The 23356-nt window shown below is 68.6% G+C and carries 24 protein-coding genes; 12 read left to right on the forward strand and 12 right to left on the reverse strand.

The window, feature by feature from the left end:
* Window positions 1-5 precede the first annotated feature (5 nt).
* From C1706_RS12125 to C1706_RS12135, 3 genes are read right to left on the reverse strand one after another with little or no spacing between them, the layout of a single operon-like run.
* Window positions 6-704 carry a response regulator transcription factor gene (locus C1706_RS12125; RefSeq protein WP_129459511.1) on the reverse strand — a complete coding sequence of 233 codons (699 nt, stop codon included), beginning with the start codon at window positions 702-704 and terminating at the stop codon, window positions 6-8.
* A 9-nt stretch (window positions 705-713) separates the two neighbouring features.
* Window positions 714-1199: a low molecular weight protein-tyrosine-phosphatase gene (locus tag C1706_RS12130; RefSeq protein ID WP_129459512.1), complete on the reverse strand. Its 486-nt coding sequence runs from the start codon at window positions 1197-1199 to the stop codon at window positions 714-716.
* Window positions 1196-1576: a phage holin family protein gene (locus C1706_RS12135; RefSeq protein ID WP_129459513.1), complete on the reverse strand. Its 381-nt coding sequence runs from the start codon at window positions 1574-1576 to the stop codon at window positions 1196-1198. Before C1706_RS12135 ends, C1706_RS12130 begins: the two co-directional genes overlap by 4 nt.
* Window positions 1577-1674: 98 nt before the next feature.
* On the opposite strand from C1706_RS12135, the gene argF reads away from it, so the two are divergent.
* The gene (gene argF, locus C1706_RS12140) at window positions 1675-2667 is read left to right on the forward strand and encodes an ornithine carbamoyltransferase (protein WP_129459514.1); all 993 of its coding nucleotides are present in this window, start codon (window positions 1675-1677) and stop codon (window positions 2665-2667) included.
* Window positions 2668-2724: 57 nt separating this feature from the next.
* On the opposite strand, the gene C1706_RS12145 is transcribed toward argF, so the two are convergent.
* Window positions 2725-3330 carry an HAD-IA family hydrolase gene (locus C1706_RS12145; protein ID WP_129459515.1) on the reverse strand — a complete coding sequence of 202 codons (606 nt, stop codon included), beginning with the start codon at window positions 3328-3330 and terminating at the stop codon, window positions 2725-2727.
* Between the two features lie 12 nt (window positions 3331-3342).
* A complete protein-coding gene (locus tag C1706_RS12150) occupies window positions 3343-4692 on the reverse strand; it encodes an MFS transporter (protein WP_129459516.1) in 1350 nt (449 codons plus the stop codon).
* A gap of 203 nt (window positions 4693-4895) precedes the next feature.
* Between C1706_RS12150 and pdhA the strand changes: the two genes are divergently transcribed.
* From pdhA to alr, 4 genes are read left to right on the forward strand one after another with little or no spacing between them, the layout of a single operon-like run.
* Window positions 4896-6056, forward strand: a complete 1161-nt coding sequence (gene pdhA / locus C1706_RS12155; RefSeq protein WP_241653560.1) for a pyruvate dehydrogenase (acetyl-transferring) E1 component subunit alpha — start codon at window positions 4896-4898, stop codon at window positions 6054-6056.
* Window positions 6056-7033 carry an alpha-ketoacid dehydrogenase subunit beta gene (locus C1706_RS12160; protein ID WP_129459518.1) on the forward strand — a complete coding sequence of 326 codons (978 nt, stop codon included), beginning with the start codon at window positions 6056-6058 and terminating at the stop codon, window positions 7031-7033. Before pdhA ends, C1706_RS12160 begins: the two co-directional genes overlap by 1 nt.
* Before the next feature lie 22 nt (window positions 7034-7055).
* Window positions 7056-8540, forward strand: coding sequence for a dihydrolipoamide acetyltransferase family protein (locus tag C1706_RS12165; RefSeq protein WP_129459519.1), 1485 nt, complete (start codon window positions 7056-7058; stop codon window positions 8538-8540).
* 56 nt (window positions 8541-8596) lie between these two features.
* Entirely contained in the window at window positions 8597-9712 is a 1116-nt protein-coding gene (gene alr, locus C1706_RS12170; protein WP_206661121.1) for an alanine racemase, read from the forward strand.
* Window positions 9713-9719: 7 nt separating this feature from the next.
* Here alr and C1706_RS12175 read toward each other — a convergent pair whose 3' ends face one another.
* On the reverse strand, window positions 9720-10397 hold the full coding sequence (locus tag C1706_RS12175; protein WP_129459521.1) for a hypothetical protein: 678 nt from the start codon (window positions 10395-10397) through the stop codon (window positions 9720-9722).
* Between the two features lie 141 nt (window positions 10398-10538).
* Here C1706_RS12175 and aat point away from each other — a divergent pair, with 141 nt between their 5' ends.
* Window positions 10539-11255, forward strand: coding sequence for a leucyl/phenylalanyl-tRNA--protein transferase (gene aat, locus C1706_RS12180; protein WP_129459522.1), 717 nt, complete (start codon window positions 10539-10541; stop codon window positions 11253-11255).
* Here the strand turns inward: aat and C1706_RS12185 are convergent.
* A complete protein-coding gene (locus C1706_RS12185) occupies window positions 11233-11841 on the reverse strand; it encodes a DUF1707 SHOCT-like domain-containing protein (protein WP_129459523.1) in 609 nt (202 codons plus the stop codon). The genes aat and C1706_RS12185 overlap by 23 nt on opposite strands.
* An 82-nt stretch (window positions 11842-11923) precedes the next feature.
* On the opposite strand from C1706_RS12185, the gene C1706_RS12190 reads away from it, so the two are divergent.
* The 3 genes from C1706_RS12190 to pheA all read left to right on the forward strand — a co-directional run bounded on the left by C1706_RS12190 (window position 11924) and on the right by pheA (window position 15515).
* Window positions 11924-12826: an Fpg/Nei family DNA glycosylase gene (locus C1706_RS12190; protein ID WP_129459524.1), complete on the forward strand. Its 903-nt coding sequence runs from the start codon at window positions 11924-11926 to the stop codon at window positions 12824-12826.
* A gap of 108 nt (window positions 12827-12934) precedes the next feature.
* Complete coding sequence (gene mptB / locus C1706_RS12195; protein ID WP_241653564.1) at window positions 12935-14566, forward strand: polyprenol phosphomannose-dependent alpha 1,6 mannosyltransferase MptB; 1632 nt, start codon at window positions 12935-12937, stop codon at window positions 14564-14566.
* 37 nt (window positions 14567-14603) lie between these two features.
* Window positions 14604-15515, forward strand: a complete 912-nt coding sequence (gene pheA / locus C1706_RS12200) for a prephenate dehydratase (RefSeq protein ID WP_129459526.1) — start codon at window positions 14604-14606, stop codon at window positions 15513-15515.
* A gap of 7 nt (window positions 15516-15522) precedes the next feature.
* On the opposite strand, the gene C1706_RS12205 is transcribed toward pheA, so the two are convergent.
* Both C1706_RS12205 and C1706_RS12210 read right to left on the reverse strand, forming a co-directional pair.
* Window positions 15523-16224, reverse strand: coding sequence for an MgtC/SapB family protein (locus tag C1706_RS12205; protein WP_241653565.1), 702 nt, complete (start codon window positions 16222-16224; stop codon window positions 15523-15525).
* A gap of 113 nt (window positions 16225-16337) precedes the next feature.
* Entirely contained in the window at window positions 16338-17894 is a 1557-nt protein-coding gene (locus C1706_RS12210; RefSeq protein ID WP_129459528.1) for a bifunctional phosphatase PAP2/diacylglycerol kinase family protein, read from the reverse strand.
* A 173-nt stretch (window positions 17895-18067) separates the two neighbouring features.
* Between C1706_RS12210 and serS the strand changes: the two genes are divergently transcribed.
* Window positions 18068-19345, forward strand: coding sequence for a serine--tRNA ligase (gene serS / locus C1706_RS12215; protein WP_129459529.1), 1278 nt, complete (start codon window positions 18068-18070; stop codon window positions 19343-19345).
* Window positions 19346-19451: 106 nt separating this feature from the next.
* Here serS and C1706_RS14060 read toward each other — a convergent pair whose 3' ends face one another.
* Entirely contained in the window at window positions 19452-19985 is a 534-nt protein-coding gene (locus tag C1706_RS14060) for a DUF1707 SHOCT-like domain-containing protein (RefSeq protein WP_348981034.1), read from the reverse strand.
* On the opposite strand from C1706_RS14060, the gene C1706_RS12225 reads away from it, so the two are divergent.
* Window positions 19897-20823: an aminoglycoside phosphotransferase family protein gene (locus tag C1706_RS12225; protein ID WP_164987546.1), complete on the forward strand. Its 927-nt coding sequence runs from the start codon at window positions 19897-19899 to the stop codon at window positions 20821-20823. The genes C1706_RS14060 and C1706_RS12225 overlap by 89 nt on opposite strands.
* 34 nt (window positions 20824-20857) lie before the next feature.
* On the forward strand, window positions 20858-21484 hold the full coding sequence (locus C1706_RS12230; RefSeq protein WP_129459531.1) for a hypothetical protein: 627 nt from the start codon (window positions 20858-20860) through the stop codon (window positions 21482-21484).
* Window positions 21485-21552: 68 nt separating this feature from the next.
* Here C1706_RS12230 and C1706_RS12235 read toward each other — a convergent pair whose 3' ends face one another.
* Both C1706_RS12235 and C1706_RS12240 read right to left on the reverse strand, forming a co-directional pair.
* Complete coding sequence (locus C1706_RS12235) at window positions 21553-22446, reverse strand: carbohydrate ABC transporter permease (RefSeq protein WP_241653561.1); 894 nt, start codon at window positions 22444-22446, stop codon at window positions 21553-21555.
* A 4-nt stretch (window positions 22447-22450) separates the two neighbouring features.
* Window positions 22451-23341, reverse strand: coding sequence for a carbohydrate ABC transporter permease (locus tag C1706_RS12240; RefSeq protein WP_129459532.1), 891 nt, complete (start codon window positions 23339-23341; stop codon window positions 22451-22453).
* Window positions 23342-23356: the final 15 nt, after the last annotated feature.

Genomic DNA, 23356 nt, shown 5'->3' on the forward strand with positions numbered 1-23356 from the left:
CGAACTCACGGGGCCGACTCCCGCAGCACGTAGCCGATGCCCCGCACCGTGTGGATCAGACGCGAACCGCCGTCCACCTCGGTCTTGCGGCGCAGGTAGCCGATGTAGACCTCCAGCGAGTTTGCGGTGGTCGGAAACTCAAACCCCCACACCTCGTTCAACAGCCAGGAGCGCTCCAGCACGCGGCGAGGGTTCTCCATGAAGGTCTGCAGCAACGCGAACTCGGTGCGCGTCAAGGCGATGCGTTTGCCGTCACGGGTCACCTCGCGGGTTCCCAGGTCGAGGCGCAGATCGGCGAACGCCAGCACCTCGCCTGCTGTTGCGGGGGCGTCGTCAGATTCGGGACGGCTGCGGCGGGTGAGGGCGCGCAGGCGCGCCATCAGTTCGTCGAGAGCGAAGGGCTTAGCCATGTAGTCGTCGGCTCCGGCGTCGAGGCCGTCGACGCGGTCCCCGACGGCGTCCCGTGCGGTGAGGACGAGGATCGGGACATCGTTGCCCTGCTGCCGCAGCATGCGGGTCGTCTCCAGGCCGTCCAAGCGCGGCATCATGACGTCCATCACGACCGCGTCGACGCGGTGGGAGGACAGGTGGGCGAGTGCTTCGATCCCGTCGCTGACGGCAGACACCTCGTAGCCGCTGTACTGCAGCGAGCGTTTCAGCGAGTCTCGGACGGCTTGGTCGTCGTCCACTACGAGGATCTGCATGGGGTCATCCTATCGGCGCACGTCCGCGACCTGAGCGAGGATTCCGGGCATCGCGGCCTCCACGCAGGCCAGCGTGTCCTCGAACCCGGCGGTGTCCCCGTACCAGGGGTCGGGGACACCGGAGCCGGGCGGTGCATCGGGGTCGAAATCGGTCAGCAAAGCGAGGTTGTTCGCCCCCGGCGCGAGGGATCGCATGCGGTCCAGGTGCAAGGGTTCAAGGCCGATGACCAGGTCGGCCTCGGCGATCTCGGACGCCGTGATCTGGTGGGCGTGGTGCCCGGACGCCTCGTAGCCGTGGCGGGTGAGGACGGCGCGGGCGCGGGAGTCGATCGGGTTCCCGGACTCCTCGGCGGACACTCCCGCGGAGGTGAAGGTGACGCCGTCGAGCCCCGCGTCCGCTGCCTGCCTGCGGGCGACGCGTTCGGCCATGGGGGAGCGGCAGATGTTGCCCCAGCAGACGAAGACGACCGAAGTGGGCGCAACGGCGTCGGTCACGAATGGACCTCGCCGCGGCGTCCGACGAAGGAGTTGAGCACGAAGCTGACCACCGACACCATCAAGGCGCCCCAGAAGGCCGACCAGAAGCCGTCAACGCCCCACGGGACGCCCAACTTCGCGCACACCCACGAGGTGAGCATGAGCAGGGCCGCGTTGATGACGAGGAGGAAGAACCCCAGCGTCAACAGCAGCAGCGGGGACGTCACGAAGACGAACAACGGCTTGACCAGCGCATTGACCAAGCCGAAGATCGCGGCCACGACGAGCATGGTGACGACCGCGTTCGCGGTACTGGAGGTGTCGAGCCAGATGCCCGGCAGAAGCCAGGTGGCGACACCGAGGGACAGGGCACTGACCAAGAATCGAAGGATCACTCCGCTAGTTTTCCATGTGCGGCACAATGTTCACTTCCGGGATTTACCTTGCCGCGCCCTGAGTCGCGCGGCGGCCCGGTGATGAGAGAGGCAGACGCGTGGGCGAGTTGACCGGGCGGGATTTCCTGAAGGAGGTCGACTTCACTCCCGATGAGTGGAGCCACCTTGTGGAACTCACCGGAGCGTTGAAGACGGCTCGACGTGAGGGCCGTGAGGAGCAGCGCCTGCGCGGCAAGAACTTCGCCCTCATCTTCGAGAAGAGCTCCACCCGGACGCGGGCCGCGTTCGAGGTCGGCGCCCGGCAACAAGGCGCCCACACCACCTACCTGGATCCCTCCGGCGCGCACATCGGCTCCAAGGAGTCCGCCGCCGACACGGCGCTCGTCCTGGAGCGCGTGTACGACGGCATCGAGTTCCGGGGCAACTCCCAAGACACGGTCGAGAAGCTCGCTGAGTTCGCGTCCGTTCCGGTGTGGAACGGCCTGACCGACGAATGGCACCCCACCCAAGCGCTGTGCGACGCGTTCACCATGGTCGAGGCCGCAGGCCGGCCCGCGAAGGATCTCTCTTTCGCCTACCTGGGAGATGCCCGCTACAACACGGGCAACTCGATGCTGACGATGGGAGCCATGATGGGCATGGACGTCCGCATGGTCGCCCCCGCCGAGTTCGCTCCCTCACCCGCCCGCATCGAACTGGCGCGTGAGATCGCCGCGAGCACCGGGGCCACCATCACGATCACCGATGACATCGAGGAGGGGGCGCGCGGCGTCGACTTCGTCCACACCGACGTGTGGGTGTCGATGGGGGAGCCGCACGGGGTGTGGGCCGAGCGGTGCCGCATCCTGGCCCCCTACCGCGTGACGGCCCAGGTCATGGAGTGGGCGGGCCCGAACGCGAAGTTCATGCACTGCCTTCCCGCGTTCCACGACCTGGAGACGTCAACGGCCCGGCTGGTGAATGACCTGACCGGCATGCGCGAACTCGAAGTCACCGACGAGGTGTTCACCTCCCCGGCGTCCATCGTGTTCGATCAGGCCGAGAACCGGCTGCACTCCATCAAGGCCGTCATGGTGGCAACCGCGTCCTAGGCGGAAACCCTGCCGTCGCCGGGCGCCGAGGTTCGCCCGCGGCGTCCGGCGCCGGGGCTAACGCCGCGGCAGGACGCCGATCTGCGTCAGCCAGGCGCGACTGTCGGCGTCGCTGCTCCACAGGTGCGCCGTCCAGCCCGCCCGGAGCGCCGCCGACACGTTGAGGGCGCTGTCGTCGATGAACGCGATCTCGCCCGCAGCCGTCTCGGTGCCCTCCTCGACCCGGGTGTAGATCGCCGGGTTCGGCTTCACGATGCCCATGGAAGCGGAGACGAACCACAGGTCGGCATCAGGGGCGTAGTCGGCGTCCGCGAAAGCGAGATCGACGCTGAACGGGGCGTTGCTGAGCACGGCCACGGTGCGTCCGGCGGCACGCACGTCCCGCAGGAGTTCCCGGGCGGTGGGACGCATCACCGCCCACAGGCGAGCGTCGAGGCGGGCGAGGCGGTCGATCATCTCGGGGGTGGTGGGCTTACCCAAGGCCGCCAGGACGGGCGTCCAATACTCGGCGTCGGAGCAGCCCGCATCGTAGGCGGTTCGGCCCGCCCAGTAGACGCGGGCATAGTCCTGCTCGGGGACGCCGAGCAGCGCGGCTGCCTCCTCGATCACCCCCTCGCCCGAGGCGAGAACCTTGCCGAAATCAAAGACGACGGTGCGGATCATGGCTTCAGTGTGTCAGGCCCTCGATCCCTCGACCGGAGCGGCATCCCCGGGAGCCGCGTGAGCGTAGGCGGCGCTGAGCGTCCGGTAGGGCCGTGAGGCGAGGGCTGCGACGGTGATGAGCAACCCCACGATGCTGGTCAGGAGGAACACCAAAGCGATGCCGCGTGCGTGCCCCTCCCCCAGCAGCCAGCCCCATTGGTCCTGTCCCGCGGGGGTGTTCATGTAGGGGATGAGCCAGAACTGGGCGATGGGGCCGATGAGGAAGGAACTGATCGGCGCGGAGGCCAACTCGACCGATTGTGCGAAACCGAAGACGCGCCCCTGCTTGGGGAGCGGGACGACGCGCTGCAGGACCGTCTGCTCGGCGGCTTCGGCGAAGGGGATGATCGCCATGTAGATGAGCATCCCGACGACGAGCAGCCAGATCGACTCGCGGATCGCGAAGGTGCCCCCGATGATCCACATCACGATGTTGGCTAGCAGGAGGGCCCGCAGTGGGCGGGCGCCCAGGCCGACCTTCGCGATGACCGCGCCGCCGATGAGGAAGCCGATGCCGACGAACCCGAACACCAGCCCCCACGTCTCCACCGAGACCAGCGACAGGCCGTAAGGGTCGAGCAGGGCCATGTAGACGCCGCCGATGAGGTTGTTGAACGTCGAGAAGATGATGAGCCAGATCAGGGCCGGAACTTCACGGATCGCACCCCACGCGCCTGCGAAGTCCACCTTCTTGGGGGCGCCGTCGGCGTGCACGATGTCCGCTTCGGGGATCGGGACACTCAGCATGTGCGCCAGGGATCCCGCGGTCAAGACGAGCGAAATGAGCAGCGAGGTCGTCATGCCGAGTTGGCCGATCGCCAAACCCGCGATGACGGAGGTGATCATGAACCCGAGCCCGGCAACCATCCCCACTAGGCCGTTGGCTTTGGCGCGTTCGGTGTCGGGGACGAGTAGCGTCACGACGGTACCCAGCGCGATGCTGCGCGCCGACTCCATGATGGCGCCGGTGAGGAGCAACACGATGAAGGCGAAGAAGGGGAGCGAGCCGAGCGTGAGGAGTTGCTCGCGTGGGGAGATGAAATAGACGATCGCGGCCAACGCGAAGAACACCGCCGTGACGCCCTGGGCGACGACCATGACGCGCTTCTTGCGCGTGCGGTCGATCCAACTCCCGAACGGGACGCCGAACAGGGCCGTGCCGAGCATGTAGGAACCGCCGAGGATGGCGGTCACCAAGACGTTGCGGGTCTCCAGGTACATCCAGAACGTGACGCAGTACCACAGGAAACTGGTGGTGATGTTGGCGATGAGCGTGTTGATCAAGACAGCGCGAAAGCTGCGCTGCCGAGGGTCCGAGACCATCGGGCTCCCCTAAGCAAAGACGACGAAAAGCCTCGACAGTCTAGGTCCCGCCGGGTGGCTGCGTCCCCTTCTCAGGCGGGGGTTCAGGGGTCGCCCAGGGTTGTGGGATCCCGCCCGCCGTGAGCGGGAACGGGGGTTTGTGCAGGCGGAAATCGGACATGCAGGGTTCCTACCTACGGTTACGTAACTGTACAATCGGTGGTGTGATCGAACCTCTCGACCCCGACGCCACCGAATCGGTGGTGACCCCCGGGGGCACCCGGATCGTCCGCAGCGAAGAGTTCATCCAGCTCCTCACCCCCGAGGGGGAGCGGGTAGACGCCGACGGATTCAGCTATGACCATGACGACGCGACGCTGGCCGCGAATCTGCGCCACATGGTGCTGGGGCGCCGCTTCGACACCGAAGCCACCGCGCTGCAACGCAAGGGGCAACTCGGCCTGTGGCCCCCGTCGCTGGGGCAGGAGGCAGCCCAGGTCGGCTCTGGAGCCGCCGTCGCGGCCCTCGACCGCGTGTTCCCCAGCTACCGGGAACACGCGGTCGCGCTCATGCGCGGCGTCGATCCGCTCGACATGCTCAAGACGATGCGCGGCACTGCGATGGTCGACTGGGATTCGGTCGATACCCGCTTCCATCTCTACTCATTCGTCATCGGCACCCAAGCTCTGCACGCCGTCGGCTACGCCATGGGCATGCAGCGCGACGGCGTCGTCGGCAACCCCGATCAGGCCGACAACGGCGCAGTCCTGGTGTACTTCGGCGACGGTGCCACCAGCCAAGGCGACGTGAGCGAGTCGCTGGTCTTCGCCGCGTCCTATCAGGCGCCCGTCGTGTTCTTCGTCCAAAACAACCAGTGGGCCATCTCCGAGCCGATCACCCGACAAAGCCGCATCCCGCTCTACCGGCGCGCCACCGGGTTCGGGATCCCCAGCGTCCGCGTCGACGGCAACGACGTGCTCGCCGTCCAGGCCGTCACCGAATGGGCGCTGGATCGCGCCCGACGTGGGCACGGGCCGACCTTCATCGAGGCTTTCACATACCGGATGGGCGCCCACACCACCTCGGATGACCCCACCAAGTACCGGGAGCGGGCCGAAGAGGAGCAATGGCGGGCCAAGGACCCCATCACCCGCCTGCGCACCTACCTTCTGAGCACCGGGGCCATCGACCAGGCCTGGCTGGACGCGCTGGAGGCCGAATCCGAGGCGCTCGGCGTCCGCATCCGCGAGGGCTGCCCCAACCTGCCCGACCCGGTCCTGGAAGACTATTGGGGACGCGTCTACGCCCAGACCCCGCCCGCGCTGGCCGCCCAGCGGGAGGCCTACCTGGCCTATGAGGCGTCCTTCGAGGGAGGGCAAGCCTGATGAGCGAGACCATGACCATGGCCAAGGCGCTCAACGCGGGCCTGCGCCGTGCGCTCGAGGCCGACCCCAAGGTGCTTTTGGCCGGAGAGGACATCGGGCAGTTGGGCGGCGTGTTCCGCATCACCGAGCATCTGCAGCGCGATTTCGGCCCCGAGCGGGTCGTCGACTCCCCGCTGGCCGAGTCCGGCATCGTCGGCACCGCGCTGGGGATGGCGCTGCGCGGGTACCGTCCGGTCGTCGAGATCCAGTTCGACGGGTTCGTCTACCCGGCATTCGACCAGATCGTTTCCCAGGTCTCCCGGATGCGATTTCGTTCCATGGGGCGCCTCAGCGTTCCGATGGTGATCCGCATCCCCTCCGGCGGCGGTATCGGTGCCATCGAGCACCACTCCGAGTCGCCCGAGGCCTACTTCGCGCACACGCCCGGCCTGGTCGTCGTCGCGCCCTCCACGCCCCTGGACGCCTACTGGATGATTCAGCAGGCCGTCGCCTCCGACGATCCGGTGATCTTCTTCGAGCCCAAGCGCCGATACCACGAGAAGGGCGAGGTGGACCTGACCGCCCCGCCCCTGCCGTTGGACGCCGCCCGCGTCGTCCTCGAAGGCAGCGACGTCACCCTCATCACCTACGGACCGATGGTGAAGACGTGCGTGGAAGCCGCTTTGGCGGCGTCCGCCGAGGGGCGCTCGGTGGAAGTCATCGACCTGCGCAGCCTGTCCCCGCTCGACGATGCCACGCTGCGGGCGTCGGTGGAGAAGACAGGCCGGGCCGTCGTCGTTCACGAAGCGGTCCGCTCCGGCGGGCTGGGCGGAGAGATCGCCGGCCGACTCCAAGAGGACTGCTTCTACTCCCTCGAAGCGCCCGTGCTACGCGTGACCGGCTACGACATGCCCTACCCGCCTAGCCGCGTCGAAAAGAACTACCTGCCCGACCTCGACCGCATCCTGGATGCCGTCGACAGGTCGCTGGCCCACTGAGCCCCACGAAACGGAGAACTCCATGTTCGAGATGACGTTGCCCGACCCGGGCGAAGGCCTGCTGGAGGCCGAGATCACCCAATGGCTCGTCGCTCCCGGTGACGAGGTCGCCGTCAACGACGTGGTGGTGGAGATCGAGACCGCCAAATCGCTGGTGGAACTGCCCGCCCCCGTCGCGGGACGTGTCGCGACGTTGCACGCCGAGGTCGGCACCGTGGTGGCCGTCGGCTCGGCCATCATGACCATTGCCGAACCCGGCGATCAGGCGGCGGCGCCGTCCGAGGCGGAGCCGAGCGAGGTGCTGCAGGGGCGCGTCGAGACCGGCGACGCCGACGAACCCACGCACGCCGAGGAATCCGCCCCCGACGAGGACGCGCGACCCGCGCCACAGGCCACGGCCGCAGAACCCGCCGGGGCGATGCTGGTCGGGTACGGGGCGGCCGCCGGGTCGGTGGCGCGGCGTCCCCGCAAGGGAGTTCCCGCACGTCCCGGCCCCGAAACCGATCAGGTCCACGAGTCCTACGGGCTCGACGAATCACCCGCCCACAAGGTGGAAGAGGTGTACCCGACGGGCGCGGTCCACGATGAGCCGGTCGAACCGCCGCTGCCGCGTCCCGAGGCGGGGGCCCGCCCCGGTCACGCCGTGGATCCGGTGGGCCGTCCGCTGGCCAAGCCCGCGGTGCGCCGGCTGGCCCGCGATCTCGGCATCGACCTGGGCGAGATCGCCGGGACCGGCCCCGCAGGGATCATCACTCCCCATGACGTCGCGCAGACGGCAGCCGGGGCGGCGACCGGACGCCGAGGCGACACCAGGATCCCGCTGCGGGGGGTCCGGCGTCAGATGGTGCAGGCGATGCAGGCGTCCCTCCAGGTGCCGCAGGCGTCTGTGTGGGTGGACGTCGACGTCACCGAGACGGTGGCCCTGATCGACCAGCTCAAACAGCGCCGCGAGTTCGCGGGGCTACGGGTGTCGCCGATCGTGGTGCTCGCCAAGGCGGTGTGCCTGGCGATGGCCAAGCACCCGGAGGTGAACTCCAGCCTGGATCTGGCCCGCGACGAGATCGTCGTCCACCCGGACGTGAACCTGGGCATCGCCGCGGCGACCCGGCGGGGCCTGGTCGTGCCGAACATCAAGGCGGCCAACGACCTCAACCTGCTGGAGTTGGCCGAAGCTCTCAACGAGTTGGTGAGCAAGGTCCGCGAAGGGCGCATCACGCCCGCGGACGCGGCGCGTGGCACGTTCACCATCACCAACGTCGGTGTGTTCGGCGTGGAGGGCGGCACCCCGATCCTCAACCCCAACGAGTCGGCGATCCTGTGCCTGGGGACGTTCAACCGGCGTCCGTGGGTCGTGGGTGAGGGGGCGAGCGAGCGCATGGAGATCCGGTCGGTGGCCAAGCTGACGCTCACGATCGACCACCGCGTCCTCGACGGGGAACAGGCGTCCCGCTTCCTGGCCGATGTGGCGACGATCCTCACCGATCCCGGGCTGTCCCTGCTGTTTTGAGCCGGAGGGGCGCCCCGGGAACCGCAAGGAGCCCTCGGCGCGCAACAATGGTCGCCATGCTGAGCACGTCGGTCGCCACCACGCGGTTGGATCACATCCGGCACAACCTGGACGCCGTGCGTGCCCGGGTCGGTGATCGTCAGGTGCTGGCCGCGGTCAAGGCGAATGCCTACGGGCACGGAGCCGTCGAGGTCGCGCAGATGATCCAGGCGACGCGGGCTGCCGACTGGTTGGGGGTGGCGACCGTCCCCGAAGGGCTCGCCCTGCGCGAGGCCGGGGTGACGATGCCGCTGCTCAAACTCAGCCACGCCACCGACCCGGAGCAGGTGGCGGCCGCCGTCGCCGCCGACATCGACCTGGCCGTCGTGGACGCCGCCAGCATCGACGCCGTCGCGGATGCTGCCACGCGCATCGGACGCGCCGCAGCCGTCCACCTCAAAGTGGACACGGGCATGCACCGCATCGGTTGCCCGCCGCCAGATGCGGTCTCGCTGGCGCAACGCGTGGACGCGGCCGGGCTGCGGCTGCGCGGCGTGTTCTCCCACCTGCCCGTCTCCGACACCGAGGGTGGGCGCGCGTTCACCCAGGATCAGATCGCGCTGTTCGCGTCCGTCACCGAAGCCATCGCCGAGGCGCGCGGGCCCGTGGAACTGCGGCACCTGGCCAACTCGGGTGGCGTCTTGATGCATCCCGACGCCTGGTTCGACCTGGTGCGCCCCGGAATTGTGGTGTACGGCAGCCTCCCGGATCCGACCTCCGAGCCCGCACTCGATCTGCGTCCCGGCCTGGAGTGGACGACGCGGGTGAGCTTCGTCAAACAGGTCGCCGCAGGGGAAAGCGTCAGCTATGGGCGGACGTGGACGGCACCCGCCGACACCTGGATCGCGACCCTGCCCGTGGGCTACGGCGACGGGTTCTCCCGGCAGTTGTCCAATGTGGGGGCAGTGCTGGTGGGTGGGGTGCGGCGTCCGATCGTCGGGCGGGTGTGCATGGATCAGCTGATGGTGGATCTTGGCCCGACCACGCAGGTGCGTCCGGGGGATCCGGCCGTCCTCATCGGACGTGACGGCGAGGCCAGCATCACGGTGGCGGAGGTCGCGCAGGAGATGGGAACGATCCCCTATGAGGTGACCTGCCTGATCACCCCGCGCGTGGAGCGGCGCTTCCGCTGAGTTCTGGTCAGCCCGCAGTGATGCGCCGACGAGTGACGAAGACCTCGCGGGCGAAGCTGCCGATCTCGATGGTCGAGTAGCCGTCCATGGCACCGCCCACCCCACCGCCCAGCAGCGGGATCCGGCGCGCGAACAGCAGGCCAGCCCGGCGACCGCCGATGCGTCCGACGAGTTCGCCGAGGACGCGCTCGCTGACAAGGTGATCGAGGGTCGCGTCGAACATGGGGGCGGTCGCGATGGCGAGAGGCGTGCTGGGAAGAACACCATCGTCGATCAGCCTGCGGACGCCGTCGCGCCCCATCAGGCACACGATCATGGCGGTGCGGACACGGGGAGAGTCGATGTCGTAACCGCGCAAATGCGCGATGGTGGCGATCAGCCGGACCTGGACGACCGCCAGCCCGGCGATGTTCGCCGGCAAGGTGACGGCGAGTGTGGGCAGGCCGCCCAGGCTGGTCACGAACCCCTGCGCGCCCGCCAGGCCGATGTGGGTGAGGACGAGGGACTCGATGGCGTCTTCCGCCGATCCCTTCTTGACGAGGTGTTTCGCTGCCGCGCTCTTAGCTCCGGGGACCATGGTGGTGCCGTTGATCGCCGTCTCCAGCAGCCCGCGCAGCATGTTTCCGCCGACCTCCGGGGCGCGCGCGAGCGGGTTCTTGCTCACCTCGCGCGATTCGCCTGTCATCGTCACTCTCCTCTTCGGGCGTGGGGTGCCCGCGTCCCAGGCTAAACGCGCGCAGGGGTGGGGCCAACGGGTTTCACCCCCGGCCCGGCCCTGACCCGGGGCGTCCTCAGGGCTGTCGGCGGTGCGTGCCAGACTGGCGCCATGGCGTTGTCGGGGGTGTTCGGACCGGAGGCGGAATGGCCGCGTCAGGATCTGATTGCCCTCTCGACCGAGTTCGACGCCGACCTTGTGGCCGAGGCGTATCGGGCTGGGGTGTTCCCCATGCCGCTGCACGATGCGGGCTGGCCGCCCGACGCGATGGGCTGGTGGTCGCCCGTGCACCGCGGCATCCTGCCGCTGGACGATCTGCGCATCACGCGCTCCTTGCGCAAGTCCGCCAAGCACTACGTCGTGACCGTGGACGCCGACTTCGACGCGGTCATCCGACGCTGCGCCGACCCGGCCCGGCCCTCGGGGTGGATCGATGAGGCGATCATCAGCGTCTATACCGAACTCAACCGGTTGGGCGTCGCGCATTCGGTCGAAGCGTGGACCCCGGCCGGTGATCTGGCCGGTGGCCTGTACGGCGTCAGCCTGGGTGGCCTGTTCGCGGGGGAGTCGATGTTCCACGACGCCGCCCTGGGGCGGGACGCGTCGAAGGTGGCACTTCTCGGGCTGGCGAGCGTCCTGGACGACGAGACCGAGGGGCGCCTGCTCGACGTGCAATGGGTGACCGATCACCTCGCGACGCTGGGCGCGGTCGCGATTGACCGCGTCGACTACCTGCGGCTCGTGTCGGAGGCGCTCGCCCAGCCCGCTCCAGACTGGGGGAGGGCCACGCAGGGGGCGATCAGCGTCACGAGCGCTTGGCGAGCTTGACGGTGTGCCCAGCCATGAACGCGGTACCGGTCAGGACAAGGGTGCCGTTCGAGCCGTCACCACGGGCGTTCTTGGTGATGGTGTTGCCGTTCATGATGCCCTGGCATTCGTCGAGGACCTGCACGCCTGCGGGGACGCGGATGGTGTGCCCGCCCATCACCATGTCGGCGTGAATGGTCACCGTCACGCCCGGCCCGAACGCCGGGGTGGTGTCGATGGTGTCGCCGCCCATGATGACCACGTTGCGCACCCAGGTCTCGCCCGGACGCAACGCGTAATCGCGCCCCGACATCACCACGAAGCGCGTATCCCCGGTGTCCGGCACGGGCGAGGCAGCGAACCGCTGCTGAGGGGCGGGGACGCCCCACCGAGCGGCAACCGCCTGCCCCTCCGGCAGATCGACCACGATCGGGAGCAACTCGTCGGTGTACACGCTGGTCAGGGCCCGCTCTTGCCGTTCGGACACCTCGGCGGTCGAGAGACGGCCGTTCGCGAAGGCGTCCTGGATCACGGACAAGATGGCGTCGCGATCCGCGTCCCCGGCGCGCATGCGCGAGGGCTCGGGAACCAGTGGCTGAGGGGACATGCGTCCAGCCTAACCATCGCCGCTGGCTACGCTGAGGGTGCCCGGGGTGATCCCCGGGGGTTCACCCATGAGGGAGGCCGTCATGCCCGAGATGCCCGAGGTGGAAGGCCTGCGCGGCTTCCTGGAGACGAACTTGGTCGGTCGCACGATCGCCACGGCGCAGTTGGCGGCGTTTAGCGCGCTGAAGACCGTGGAGGTTCCTCTCAGCGCGCTGCAAGGGCTGGAGGTGACGTCGGTCACCCGCCACGGCAAGTTCATCGCGGTAGGCGTCGACGGGTTGTGGCTCGCGTTCCATCTGGCGCGCGCGGGGTGGCTGACCTGGCACGACCCGGTACCCGCGACGCCTGTGCGTCCCAGCAAGGGACCACTCGCGCTGCGCGTCACCGCCGAAGGCCCACCGACAAGCCCGGACGCCGAGAATCCGGGGGAGGGTCCGGTCGGGTTCAGCCTGACGGAGGCGGGAACGCAAAAGCACCTCGCCGTCTTCGTGGTGACCGACCTGGTGCAGGTTCCCGGCATTGCGCGGCTGGGGCCCGACCCGCTGGGGGAGGGGTTCGACCGGGAGGCCTTCGCGCGCGTCCTCGCCGAGCACGGGCGCACCCAGCTCAAAGGGTTGTTGAAGGACCAGTCGGTGCTGGCAGGCATCGGCAACGCCTACTCCGACGAGATCCTGCAGGCGGCCCGGCTGAGCCCCTTCAAACTGGCGGGGACGTTGAGCGAGACCGACGTCACCGACCTGTTCACGGCGATCCGCACCGATCTGGGGGCGGCCATCGAGCGGGCGCGTGGCGCCAAACCCGCCCAACTTAAGGACGGCAAGCGCACCCATCTGCGCATTCACGGGCGCAAGGGCGAACCGTGCCCCACCTGCGGGACGCCCATCGCCGAGGTGAGTTTCGCCGACACCTTCCTGGACTATTGCCCCGGCTGTCAGACCGGCGGAAAGCTGCTTGCCGACCGGCGAATGTCCAAGCTGCTGAAGTGAGAGCACCGGACGTCACCTGGGTGTGCGGCATTCCCCAGTAACCTGGTCGCACTGAGACCGATAGTTTCGCCCTCCCGGGCGAGGCCCGCCCCGGAGGACCACGTGAGCATGATCGTCGAGCGGATGCGCCGCCTCGGCGAACAGCCGTGGACCCGCGACGGGGCCTTGGCCGTGAAACTCATTGTCGTGAGCTGCCTGACGACCATCGTCGTCGCGTTCCTGGGGCCCTCGACGGTGGCGCTGAATGTCGGCCCCGCAGGTACCAGCCTGCTGCCGCCATGGTTCATCCCCGTCGCCTGGGGGCGGCAGATCGGGTTGCCGTTGTCGGAGTGGGTTGTCGTCCCCGTGTTGTGGGTCGGCATCATCGTGGGTGCGATCGGGCTTGTCATCGGGCACCGCGCGATCCTGCACGGTTGGCGTCCACGGCTGCGCCGCCTGGTCGGGCTCGGGATCGGCCTGAACCTGGCCACCGCCTTCACGCTTCCCCTGACGAGCGCCGACGTTCTCATGTACGCCGCCTACGGGCGGATCCAGCGTCAACGGCTCGACCCCTATTCGGTCACCCCGGCGGAGATCTTCCGGCAATCCTTCGATCCGGTGCTCGTGTGGACCGAACGCCCGTGGCAAGACACCCCGAGCGTCTACGGGCCGATCGCGTCGGCGTCCCAGTGGTTGGCCAACGTGCTGGGTGGCGAGTCGATGCACGACGTCGTGTTCTGGCTCCAGATCATGTCGGTGCTGCCGTTCATCATCGTCGGCCTCGTCATGATCAGGCTGGCCCGCGATGACGCCGCCCTGCAGACCCGCGCGGCCCTGTTCGTCCTGCTGAACCCGCTGCTCATCTGGTCGGTCGTCGCCGGAGCGCACAACGAGGCGCTCACGCTGGTGTTCGCCATCGTCGGCTTGCTGTTCATGCGCCGCAGCGCGTTCATCACCGGCATCTTCATCGGGCTCGCGGGCGCGGTGAAGGTGTCCTTGGTGTTCTACGGCGTGGCGATGGTGTGGGGCTATCGGCGTGACTGGCGCAAGGTCGTCGCCCTGTGCGTGGGCGCGGTGATCCCGCTGGCCTTGCTGTACGGGCTGTTTGCCCCGCAGGCGCTGTTCGCGGCGTCCCGGAACACCGGCTATATCTCGGCTGGATCGTGGGCGCCGTGGCTCAGCTCCGCGCTGTCCTGGGTGCTGCCCGACCCGGTCGCCCGATCCATCACCGGCTACGTCGGGGTCATCGGGCTGCTGGTCATCGGCTGGATGCTCAGCCGCGTCCTGCCGTGGGGCGCCGTTCCGGGCGCGCAGGTGCCTGCCGAACGTGACCCGCTCACCATCGCCGTGCGCACCGCCGTCATCTTGTGCACCGCCTGGCTCGTGACCTCCCCCTACACGCTGAGCTGGTACGACCTCATCGCGTGGGCGCCGCTGGCGCTGCTGCGTCCCACACGGCTGGACGGCTTGATGGTCCTGCGCGGCGCTGCCCTGTCGGTCGCCTACGTCACCGGCCGGACGGTCGGGTTCAGCGACCTCATGGTGGATGGGGTCGCGTTCGTCGTCCGCGACGTGATCTGTTCGGCGATCCAGTGGTACGTGCTCGTCGCGATCGTCCACTGGTTCTGGACGACGTCGCGGCAGTGGCCGACCGTCGCCTTCGTCCGCGAGGGCATCGCACATCTGGGGCGCGACGGGGCGGCAGACGCCACCGCTCACCCTGCTCCGGTCGTCCGCAGCTGGCGTCGGCCTACGAACTGAGGCGTCCACGCGACGCGCTTCGCCCTAGACTGCCCAGATGCTCGGATACTTCGGCCCCGCAGGAACGTTCACTCACCAGGCGCTCCGCACGGTGACCGACGCGCCAGCGCAACCGTTCGGCAGCGTGCAGGCCGTCCTGGACGCCGTGCGGGCCGGGGAGATCGAGGCGGGGCTGGTGCCCATCGAGAACTCGGTGGAAGGCGGAGTTACGGCGACGCTGGACAACCTGGCCTCCGGCGACCCGCTGGTGATCGTCTCGGAGGTGCTGCTGCCCGTCTCGTTCGTGCTGGGGGTGCGTCCGGGGACGACCCTGGACCAGGTGCGCGCCGTTATCACCCATCCGCACGCGCACGCGCAAACGCGTGACTGGGTCGTGGCGAACCTGCCGGGTGCTGTCGTCACCGAAGGGGGCTCCACGGCGGGCGCGGCCGAAGAGGTGGCCCGGCCCGATTCACGGTTCGACGCCGCCATCTGTGCCGCCGTTGCCGCTGACCTCTACCACCTCGACGTGATCGCCTCCGACATCGCCGACAACGCGGACGCCGTCACCCGGTTCGTCCTGGTGCGCAGGCCCGGTTCCCTGCCGGAGCCGACCGGGGCGGACAAGACCACCTTGGTCGCCTACATGCACGCTGACCGTGCCGGTGCCTTGCTGGAGATCCTCCAGCAGTTCGCGATGCGGGGGGTCAACCTGACCCGCATCGAGTCGCGTCCCACCAAGAAGGCGTTTGGCGACTACTGCTTCTCCATCGACGCCGAGGGGCACATCGGGGAGCCGCGGATGCGCGGCACGCTCAAGGGGCTGCATCGGGTCTGCCGCACCGTCACGTTCCTCGGCTCCTACCCTCGCGCCGACGGCATCTCCCCGAAGATCGCGCACGGGTTCACCGCCGCCGAGTACCAGGCCGCCGAAGACTGGATCGACACGGTGATGGGGCGGACCCGCTAGTCGGCCCTCACCCGTCCTCGTCGGTGCCGCGCGCCGAATCGACGCCGCGCACGCGGGGGATCTCGGCCAACTCGCGCAAGAGCTGGGTCAAGGAGCCCCCAATGGTGTGCATCTCGATGCGGACGCGCTGCAGCGGCACTCGCGTGTCGCGGTCGGGCACCGACAAGACGTCGAGGTGATCGACGGCCACCCCATGATTGCCGATGGTGTTCATCACGTCGCGCAGGACGCCGTGACCGTCCTCATAGGTGATGGAGACGACCTCGTGGGTGAAGGACGAGTGGGGGAGCCGGGAACGCAACGGCGTCAGGCCGATGATGACCAGCAGGTAGAGGATCGTCGCGGTGACGGCCAGGTCGACGACGCCTGCGCCCGCCGCCATGCCGACGGCGGCGACGAGCCAGATGCTCGCGGCGGTGGTGAGGCCGCGCACCGAATCGCGTCGGACGAAAATCAGCCCAGCACCCAGGAAGCCGATCCCCGACACGATCTGGGCGGCGACACGGGCGCCGTCCACGTTGGTGACCGTCATGCCGGGGAGTAGCCATTCACCCTGGCGCGACACCACAGTGAACAGCGTCGAGCCCAGGCCGACCAGCGCACACGTTCGGATCCCGGCAGCTTTGCCGTGGAACTCTCGCTCCAGCCCGATCAGCATCGACAGTGCGACGCCGACGGTGAGCTCGATCATCGCGTCCCAGTGGAACATCAACACGTTTCCCCCTTGAAGCGCCCACCGTCTCGCCGTTGCACGCATCAGGCAAGGGTTCGTCACCAAGCGGTGACGTGTGTGCGACGCCGGTGAGGAACGCGGCGGTGCGCTCAGCGGCGACGGGCGGGGGCCATGATCCGCAGGACGTGCGTCAACGTGGTCGCCTCCAGGTGGCTGCACTCACCCATCGCGTCCCCATCGATCTGATAGGCGATCGGCGCGTCCACGTCGAAGGTCACGACTTTGGCTTGGGCCCGCTCGATGCCGGGTGCGTCGATGGCGCGAGCCAGGATGCGTGTGGTGATCGCCCCCCAGTCGGTCGGTTTGTCGGGCGAGGCGAGCACCAGGTCGACGCGTCCATCGTCGGGGCGGGCGTCCGGGGCGATCTGGATCTGGCCTTGGATGGCGCCCACGTTCGCGACCATCGCCAGGCCCACCCGGCGTTCGATCGGTTCGTGGTCGCCCACGGTGACGCGCACGCTGAAAGGGGCTTTGTTGAGTGTTTGCAGGGCCGCTATCACGTAGGCGGCCGAGCCGACGAACTTCTTCAAGTCGTCGTTCGTCTCGGCCATGATCAGGGCATCCGCGCCGATACCTGCCATGACGAGGGAGCATTCGGGTTCACGGTCATCGGCCCGCACCTCGATCAGGTCGATGGGTCGCGGGGTGCCGTCGAAGGCGACGTCCAGCGCCTCGGCCATGTCGAGGGGCACACCGAGGTTGCGAGCCAGCAGGTTGCCGGTGCCCGCTGGCAGGATGCCGATGGGGATCCCTGATCCGGCCAGTTCGGCGCACGCGGCGCGCACGGTGCCGTCCCCGCCCGCGATCAACGCCAGATCTACCTCGGCGCGGCGGGCGCGCCTGGACGCGGCGGCACCGGAATCCTCGGCATCGGATTCCAGCCACAGGGGTGGCTCCCAGCCGCGCTGGCGGCACTCGCCGTCGACCTGGCGGCGGAACAAGGCAGGGTCGGGGATCTTCGTCGGATTGAAGAGGACCGCACATCGCAGGGTGGCGTCCGCGTTCTCTCCCGTGGGGAAGACGCGGTTCACGTGGACGCCGAACACGGCCAGCGAGGCTGTCGCGACGAAGACCCCGAAGAATCCGCCCCCGATGAGGTCGGAGAACCAGTGGGCGCGCACGGCGATGCGGTCACCCAGCACGCACCACCACAAGACGGCCAGCAACGTCATGGTCAGCACCGTGTAGAGGCGGCGCCGGCGCGTAATGACCTGCGCCGCTGCGATCATGACGGCGGCGATGGTGGCGGCCACCATGTGCCCGCTGGGATAGGAGAAACCCTCCGACGTGATCAAGGGGAGGCGCTCAGGAGGACGCGGGCGGGCGAACAGCGCCCTGAGCCACAACGATCCCAGCGCGCCGACGACGATACTGGCGATCATCGCCGCGCCCAGCCGGGTGAGCCGACGCCGCACCGCCCAGAAAGCGAAGCCGGCCAGCACCGCGTAGACGACCACAGGGGACGACACCATCGCGAACGTGGTGAGGATTTGCCCACAGGCGGACGAGGCGGCCGCGCCGCGACCCAGCGACAGGGCATCCAGGGGTGCGAGCACCTCGGTGCGCAGCGTCAGCCACGTCCAGCCGACGAACAACACGGCCGCAGTGGTTGCGGTGGCCGGGGCGACGCCGATCCTCCTGGTCATGCCCGCGATTCTCGCACGCCGCCCGCGCACCCTCGGGGTGAGGTTGCCGTGGTGTCAGCTTGGGAGTCACGACTGCGTGGTGCGGTGGGCGCCCGATCAGGCGGCGGTCCTGCTGTCGCGACGCGTCGGTGGGCGCAACCAGGCGGGCAGGTGCGCGGCGATAGGATCGAGGGGTGATCGACCCGAAGATTCTGCGCACCGACCCCGACGCCGTCCGCCGTAGCCAGGCGATCCGCGGTGAATCCGTGGACCTGGTGGACGACCTCATCGCCGCCGATGAGCGCCGCCGCAGCCTGATGTCGTCGGCGGAGACGGCGCGTGCCGAACAGAAGTCGCTCAGCGCACGCATCCCGAAGTCGTCTGGGGAGGAGAAGACCGCACTGCTCGCCCGCACCAAGGAACTCGCGGCGCAGGTCAAGCAGGCCACCGCTGAGGCGGATGCCGCCAACGTCACCTTCGACGATCTCATCCGGCAGGTCGGCAACCTCGTCATTCCGGGCGTCCCCGAGGGCGGCGAGGACGACTTCGTCGTGCTCGAGGAAATCGGGACGCCGCGCGACTTCGCCGCCGAGGGTTTCACTCCCCGCGACCACCTCGAACTGGGCGAGATTCTTGGCGCCATCGACATGGAGCGCGGCGCGAAGGTCTCCGGGGCGCGGTTCTACTACCTCACCGGCCAAGGCGCCCTCCTAGAGTTGGCGCTGATCCAACTCGCCATGGCGAAGGCCCTGGCGTGGGGCTTCACGCCCATCCTGCCGCCCGCGCTGGTGAAGCCGCGGGCAATGGAGGGCACCGGCTTCCTTGGCCAAGCCGCCGAGAATGTGTACCGCGTCGAGGCCGACGATCTGTACCTGGTCGGCACGGCCGAGGTTCCCCTGGCCGCCTACCACTCCGAGGAGATCCTGCCTGCCGACACGCTGCCCCGGATGTATGCGGGGTATTCGCCCAGCTATCGCCGCGAGGCGGGCAGCTACGGCAAGGACACCCGGGGCATCTTCCGCGTCCACTGGTTCGACAAGGTCGAAATGTTCGTCTACTGCGCTCCCGAGGAGGCCGAGGCGATGCACGCCAAGCTCCTCGGCTTCGAGAAGGAGTTCCTCTCCACCTTGGAGATCCCCTTCCGCGTCATCGACGTCGCCGCAGGCGACCTGGGCGCCTCGGCCGCCCGCAAGTTCGACTGCGAAGGCTGGGTGCCCACCCAGGACAAGTACCGCGAGATCACCTCGACCTCGAACTGCACCGAGTTCCAGGCCCGCCGCCTGGATGTGCGCATGCGGGACGCGAACGGGACGCGTCCCCTCGCGACGCTGAACGGCACCCTGTGCGCCATGACGCGGATGATCGTGCTGCTGCTGGAGAACCATCAGCAGGCCGACGGCTCGGTGCGCATCCCCGAGGCGCTGCGCCCCTACCTGGGCGGGCAGGAGTTCCTGACGCCGGTCGCGAACTGACGCTGAGGTCGGGGCATCCGGACGTGCCCTCGCCCCGACCGTCGGTGCCCTTCGGGCACGATGATCGTCGCGTTGCCCCAGTCGTTGACCATCACGACCAGATCGATCACCTTCGAGGGGACGGTGGCCTGGGTGAACTCGAGCGGACGCCGCCGATGGACGTTTGCACCTCCAGGAAGGGGGGGCACCACCCAGGGGCGACCACGGCCAGCTCCGACCAGCGTTCGCTCTCCAAGACCAGCGGATCCTCCCACGAATAACCGGGGCCCTCTCCCAGTGGTGGCTCCCCACCGACGATCTCCTCAATGCGCTCGGCGGACAGGAGATCGGTGAGCACCGCCGTCAGGTCGTCACGGGTGGTCGCGTGCAGCGCGCGCGGGACGCGCCCCTCCAGTTCCTCGAAGGTGAGGCGCTCCTCGGCCGCCGCATTGCGCAGGATTTCCAGGGCCTGCTCGCGTTGCATGGTGCCGACGCGGAGGTGGCCGTTCGAACCTGACAAGGGAGAATCAGTCGCGAGGACCACCGTAGCGGGGGCCTGCCACGATGGAGGCATGGCAGATCCGGTGAGCATTCCTCCACGGTGGGCGGCACTCGGCGGGGCGTCGCGGCAGCAGTGGGTGGCGGGGCTGCCCGCGCTCATGGCGTCCACGTTCACCCGTTGGCATCTCACCCCCGACGGAGAACCGGCCACGGGCATGACCGCGCTCGTCGTTCCCGTGCGGGACGCCGACGGGGTCCGTCGGGCGGTGAAGTTCTCCTTCGTCGAGGGCGACAACGTCGGCGAGATCGCCACCCTGCGGCTGTGGGCCGGACGCGGCGCCGTCAGCGTGCTGCGCGCCGATCCACCGCGCGGAGTCATGGTGCTGGAGTGGCTGGGGGAGTCGTTGGAGGAATGGCGGGACGCCGAGGGGGCGACCCGGGTGGTGGCGGGCCTGTACCGCGACCTTCACCGTCCGGCGGCGCCACAACTGCCCGATGGGCACGCCCTGGTCCGCGGCTGGCTCGCTGACCTTGCCGCGCTCGGGCGGAAGGTGCCCGCCCCGCCGCGGCTCGTCGCCTGGGCGCTACGGGCTGGTCGTGAACTGACGGCGTCGCCGGGGACTCACGTCGTCCACGGGGACCTGCACTACCTCAACGTCCTGCGACGCGGGGACGACTGGGTGGCCATCGACCCCAAAGGGTTCAATGCGGATCCCTGTTTGGAGCCGGTGCCGCTGATGTGGAACCGGTGGGCCGACCTGGAGGCGTCCGGGGACGTGGGGGAGGCGTTACGCGAGCGGTTCTACGCGATCGTGGACACCGCCGGACTGGATGAGCGTCGCACCCGCGACTGGATCGTGACCCGCTGCATGATCAACCTGGGCTGGCAAGTCGAGGAGGGCGCCCCGCCCGGGGCAGGGCTGACGGACGCTCAGGAATGGATCACCCGCAACATCATGATCGCCACCGCCATGCAGGGCCTCGAGGTGCCCGAGTAGGCGCGCCGGGAGGAAGGTCGCTACCGTCGTCGCCATGAGCTACGACCAGGTACTGATCCCCGTCGCGCGCGTGAATGACCTGCCGGAAACGCTGACCTGGGTCGAGGCGGAGGGCGAGAAGGAGACCGCCACCCCCACGGCGGCCGCGCTCGCCGCGACGCTGAGCGAAGCCGCGTCCACCGAGGCGCTGTTCTCCATCGTTCCGCTGCAGGCTACCGGCGAGGCGCTGTTCGTCCCGGCGGTCTACTCCGCCGCCCAGCGCGCCCGGGACGTGGTCCTTCCAGCAGCCTTCGCTGCCGGATACGCCGTCTACGACCCCCAGATGAGGGTGCTGCTCGACCCGCGCACCGCGGTGAGCGGGCACCTCACCACCCAGCGGTTCGGATCCTTCCCCACGCTGTCCCCGGCCCTCATCGATGCCCTCCTGAAGGCCACCCGCAGCGGGGACTTCCTCGTCGCCGAACGCGAAAAGCTGTGGTTCATGCAGTGCTACGACAACGGGGACGGCACCTTCGCGCTAGAACGTCGAGACGGCGCCGAGCACGACCATCTCGCCACGGTGGCCACCAGCGCCGAGCAGGTGGGTGATGCCCTGCGCGGCTGGCTGACCGGCGACGACTCCGCGTACCGCGACCTGGCCTGGGAAGTCCTGACGCTGTGACCGCGGTGGTCCCGCCCGCGATGGCGCGGACGGGACCACGGGCGGTGGTGCCTGACGTGTCGTGGGGGCTACTTGACCGACCCGCTCATCAGCCCGGAGACGAAGTACTTCCCCAAGGCGATGTAGACGATCAGCGTGGGCAAGGACGCGACCAGGACGCCCGCCATGATGGACGGGTAATCCGGGTTCTGCCCGCCCGCCAGCGCCTGCAGGGCGTACGTGACTGGGCCGTTGTTCGGCGTCGTCAAGAACAAGGCGAACAGGAAGTCGTTCCACGCGCTGGTGAACTGCCAGATCAAGGCGACGACGAACGCCGGGATCGAGACGGGCAACACGACGCGCAGGTACGTGCGGAACGCCCCCGCCCCGTCGACGCGAGCCGCCTCGATGATCTCGGTCGGCACCGCCGTGGCGTAATAGTTGCGGAAAATCAGGCTGCAGATCGGGATCCCGTAGACGGTGTGCACGAGGATCAGCACGACGATCCCCTCAAACCAGGGGGCGCTGGATTGGACGCTCAGCATCAGCGCCTGCAGCGGGATCATGATCGCCTGGTAGGGGATGAACATCCCGAACAGGAACAGCACGAACACCACATGCGAGCCCGGGAACGGCCACTTGGCGAACACGTAACCGTTCAGCGACCCCAGCAAGGACGACACCACGGACGCGACGGTGGCCAGCAGCAGCGAGCGGGCGACCGCGGGGGCCAACCGATCCCAGGCCTTCACCCAGCCGTCCACCGACCAGTCTTGGGGCAGGAACCAGGCCGTGGCCTGGTTGAAGCTCGCCGGATCCTTGAAGCTCGTCAGCAGAAGCAGGTACAGCGGCGTCAGGATCATGACGGCAAAGACGACCAACAACAGCATCTGCAGGCTGGACCAGGCGCGCTGGCTGCGCGTCTTTCGGCGAGGACGCAGCGCGACCGCGCGGGCGGGCCTGACGGTACTTTCGACGCTCACGGCGCTACCTCTTCTCGCTGCGGTTCGTGTAGACCAGGTACGGCACGACGACCACCGCGACGATCACGAGCAGGAGCGTGGCGTTGACGGCGGCACCGGTGGTGTCGCTGAGCTGGAACATCTGCGCCCACATCAGCGTCGCGGGCACCTCGGCGGTGTAGGAGTTGGGCCCGGCGATCGAATAGATCAGATCGAACATCTTCATCGACATGTGGCCGACGATGATTAAGGCGCTCAACGCGACCGGCGACAGTTGCGGGAACAGCACGTGACGGTAGAGCTTCCACTCGGTCGCCCCGTCCACGCGGGCGGCTTCGCGCTGGTCGAGGGAGATCCCGCGGAACCCCGACAAGAACAACGCCATCACGTAGCCCGACAGTTGCCAGATCGCGGGGATCGCCATGGCGGCCATGTTGAACTGCCCGGCTGACCACCACGAGGACTGCAACCAGGGCATTCCCATGTATTGGAAGAGCTGGTTGAGCCCCACGGCCCCCTCGCCGGTAGCGGGGGAGAGCAGCCAACGCCATACGACGCCCGCGGCCACGAAGGAGACCGCCATCGGGAACAGGAAGATCGAACGGAACACCCCCTCGCCCTTCACCGAGCGTTCCAGGAGGACGGCCCACAGCAACCCGAAGAACATCGTCCCCACCACGAACACGACGGTGAGGACGAGCAGGTTCCACAAGGCGTGCTGGTAGCGCGGATCGCCGATCAAGGTGGCGTAGTTCTCCAGCCCGCCCGGGGCGCGGACCTTGCCCGACTTGGTCACCACCTGGTCGAAGGAGGTGAGGATGTTCTTCCCGATGAAGCCGTAGACAAAGATCCCTACGAGGAGGATCGAGGGCAAGAGGAAGACCAACCCTGCCCCCCACCGCCGAAGGCCTGTCATGAGGTTCCTTTCTGC

It is taken from the genome of Propioniciclava flava (genome assembly GCF_004126535.1).
Classification (GTDB): Bacteria; Actinomycetota; Actinomycetes; order Propionibacteriales; family Propionibacteriaceae; genus Propioniciclava; species Propioniciclava flava.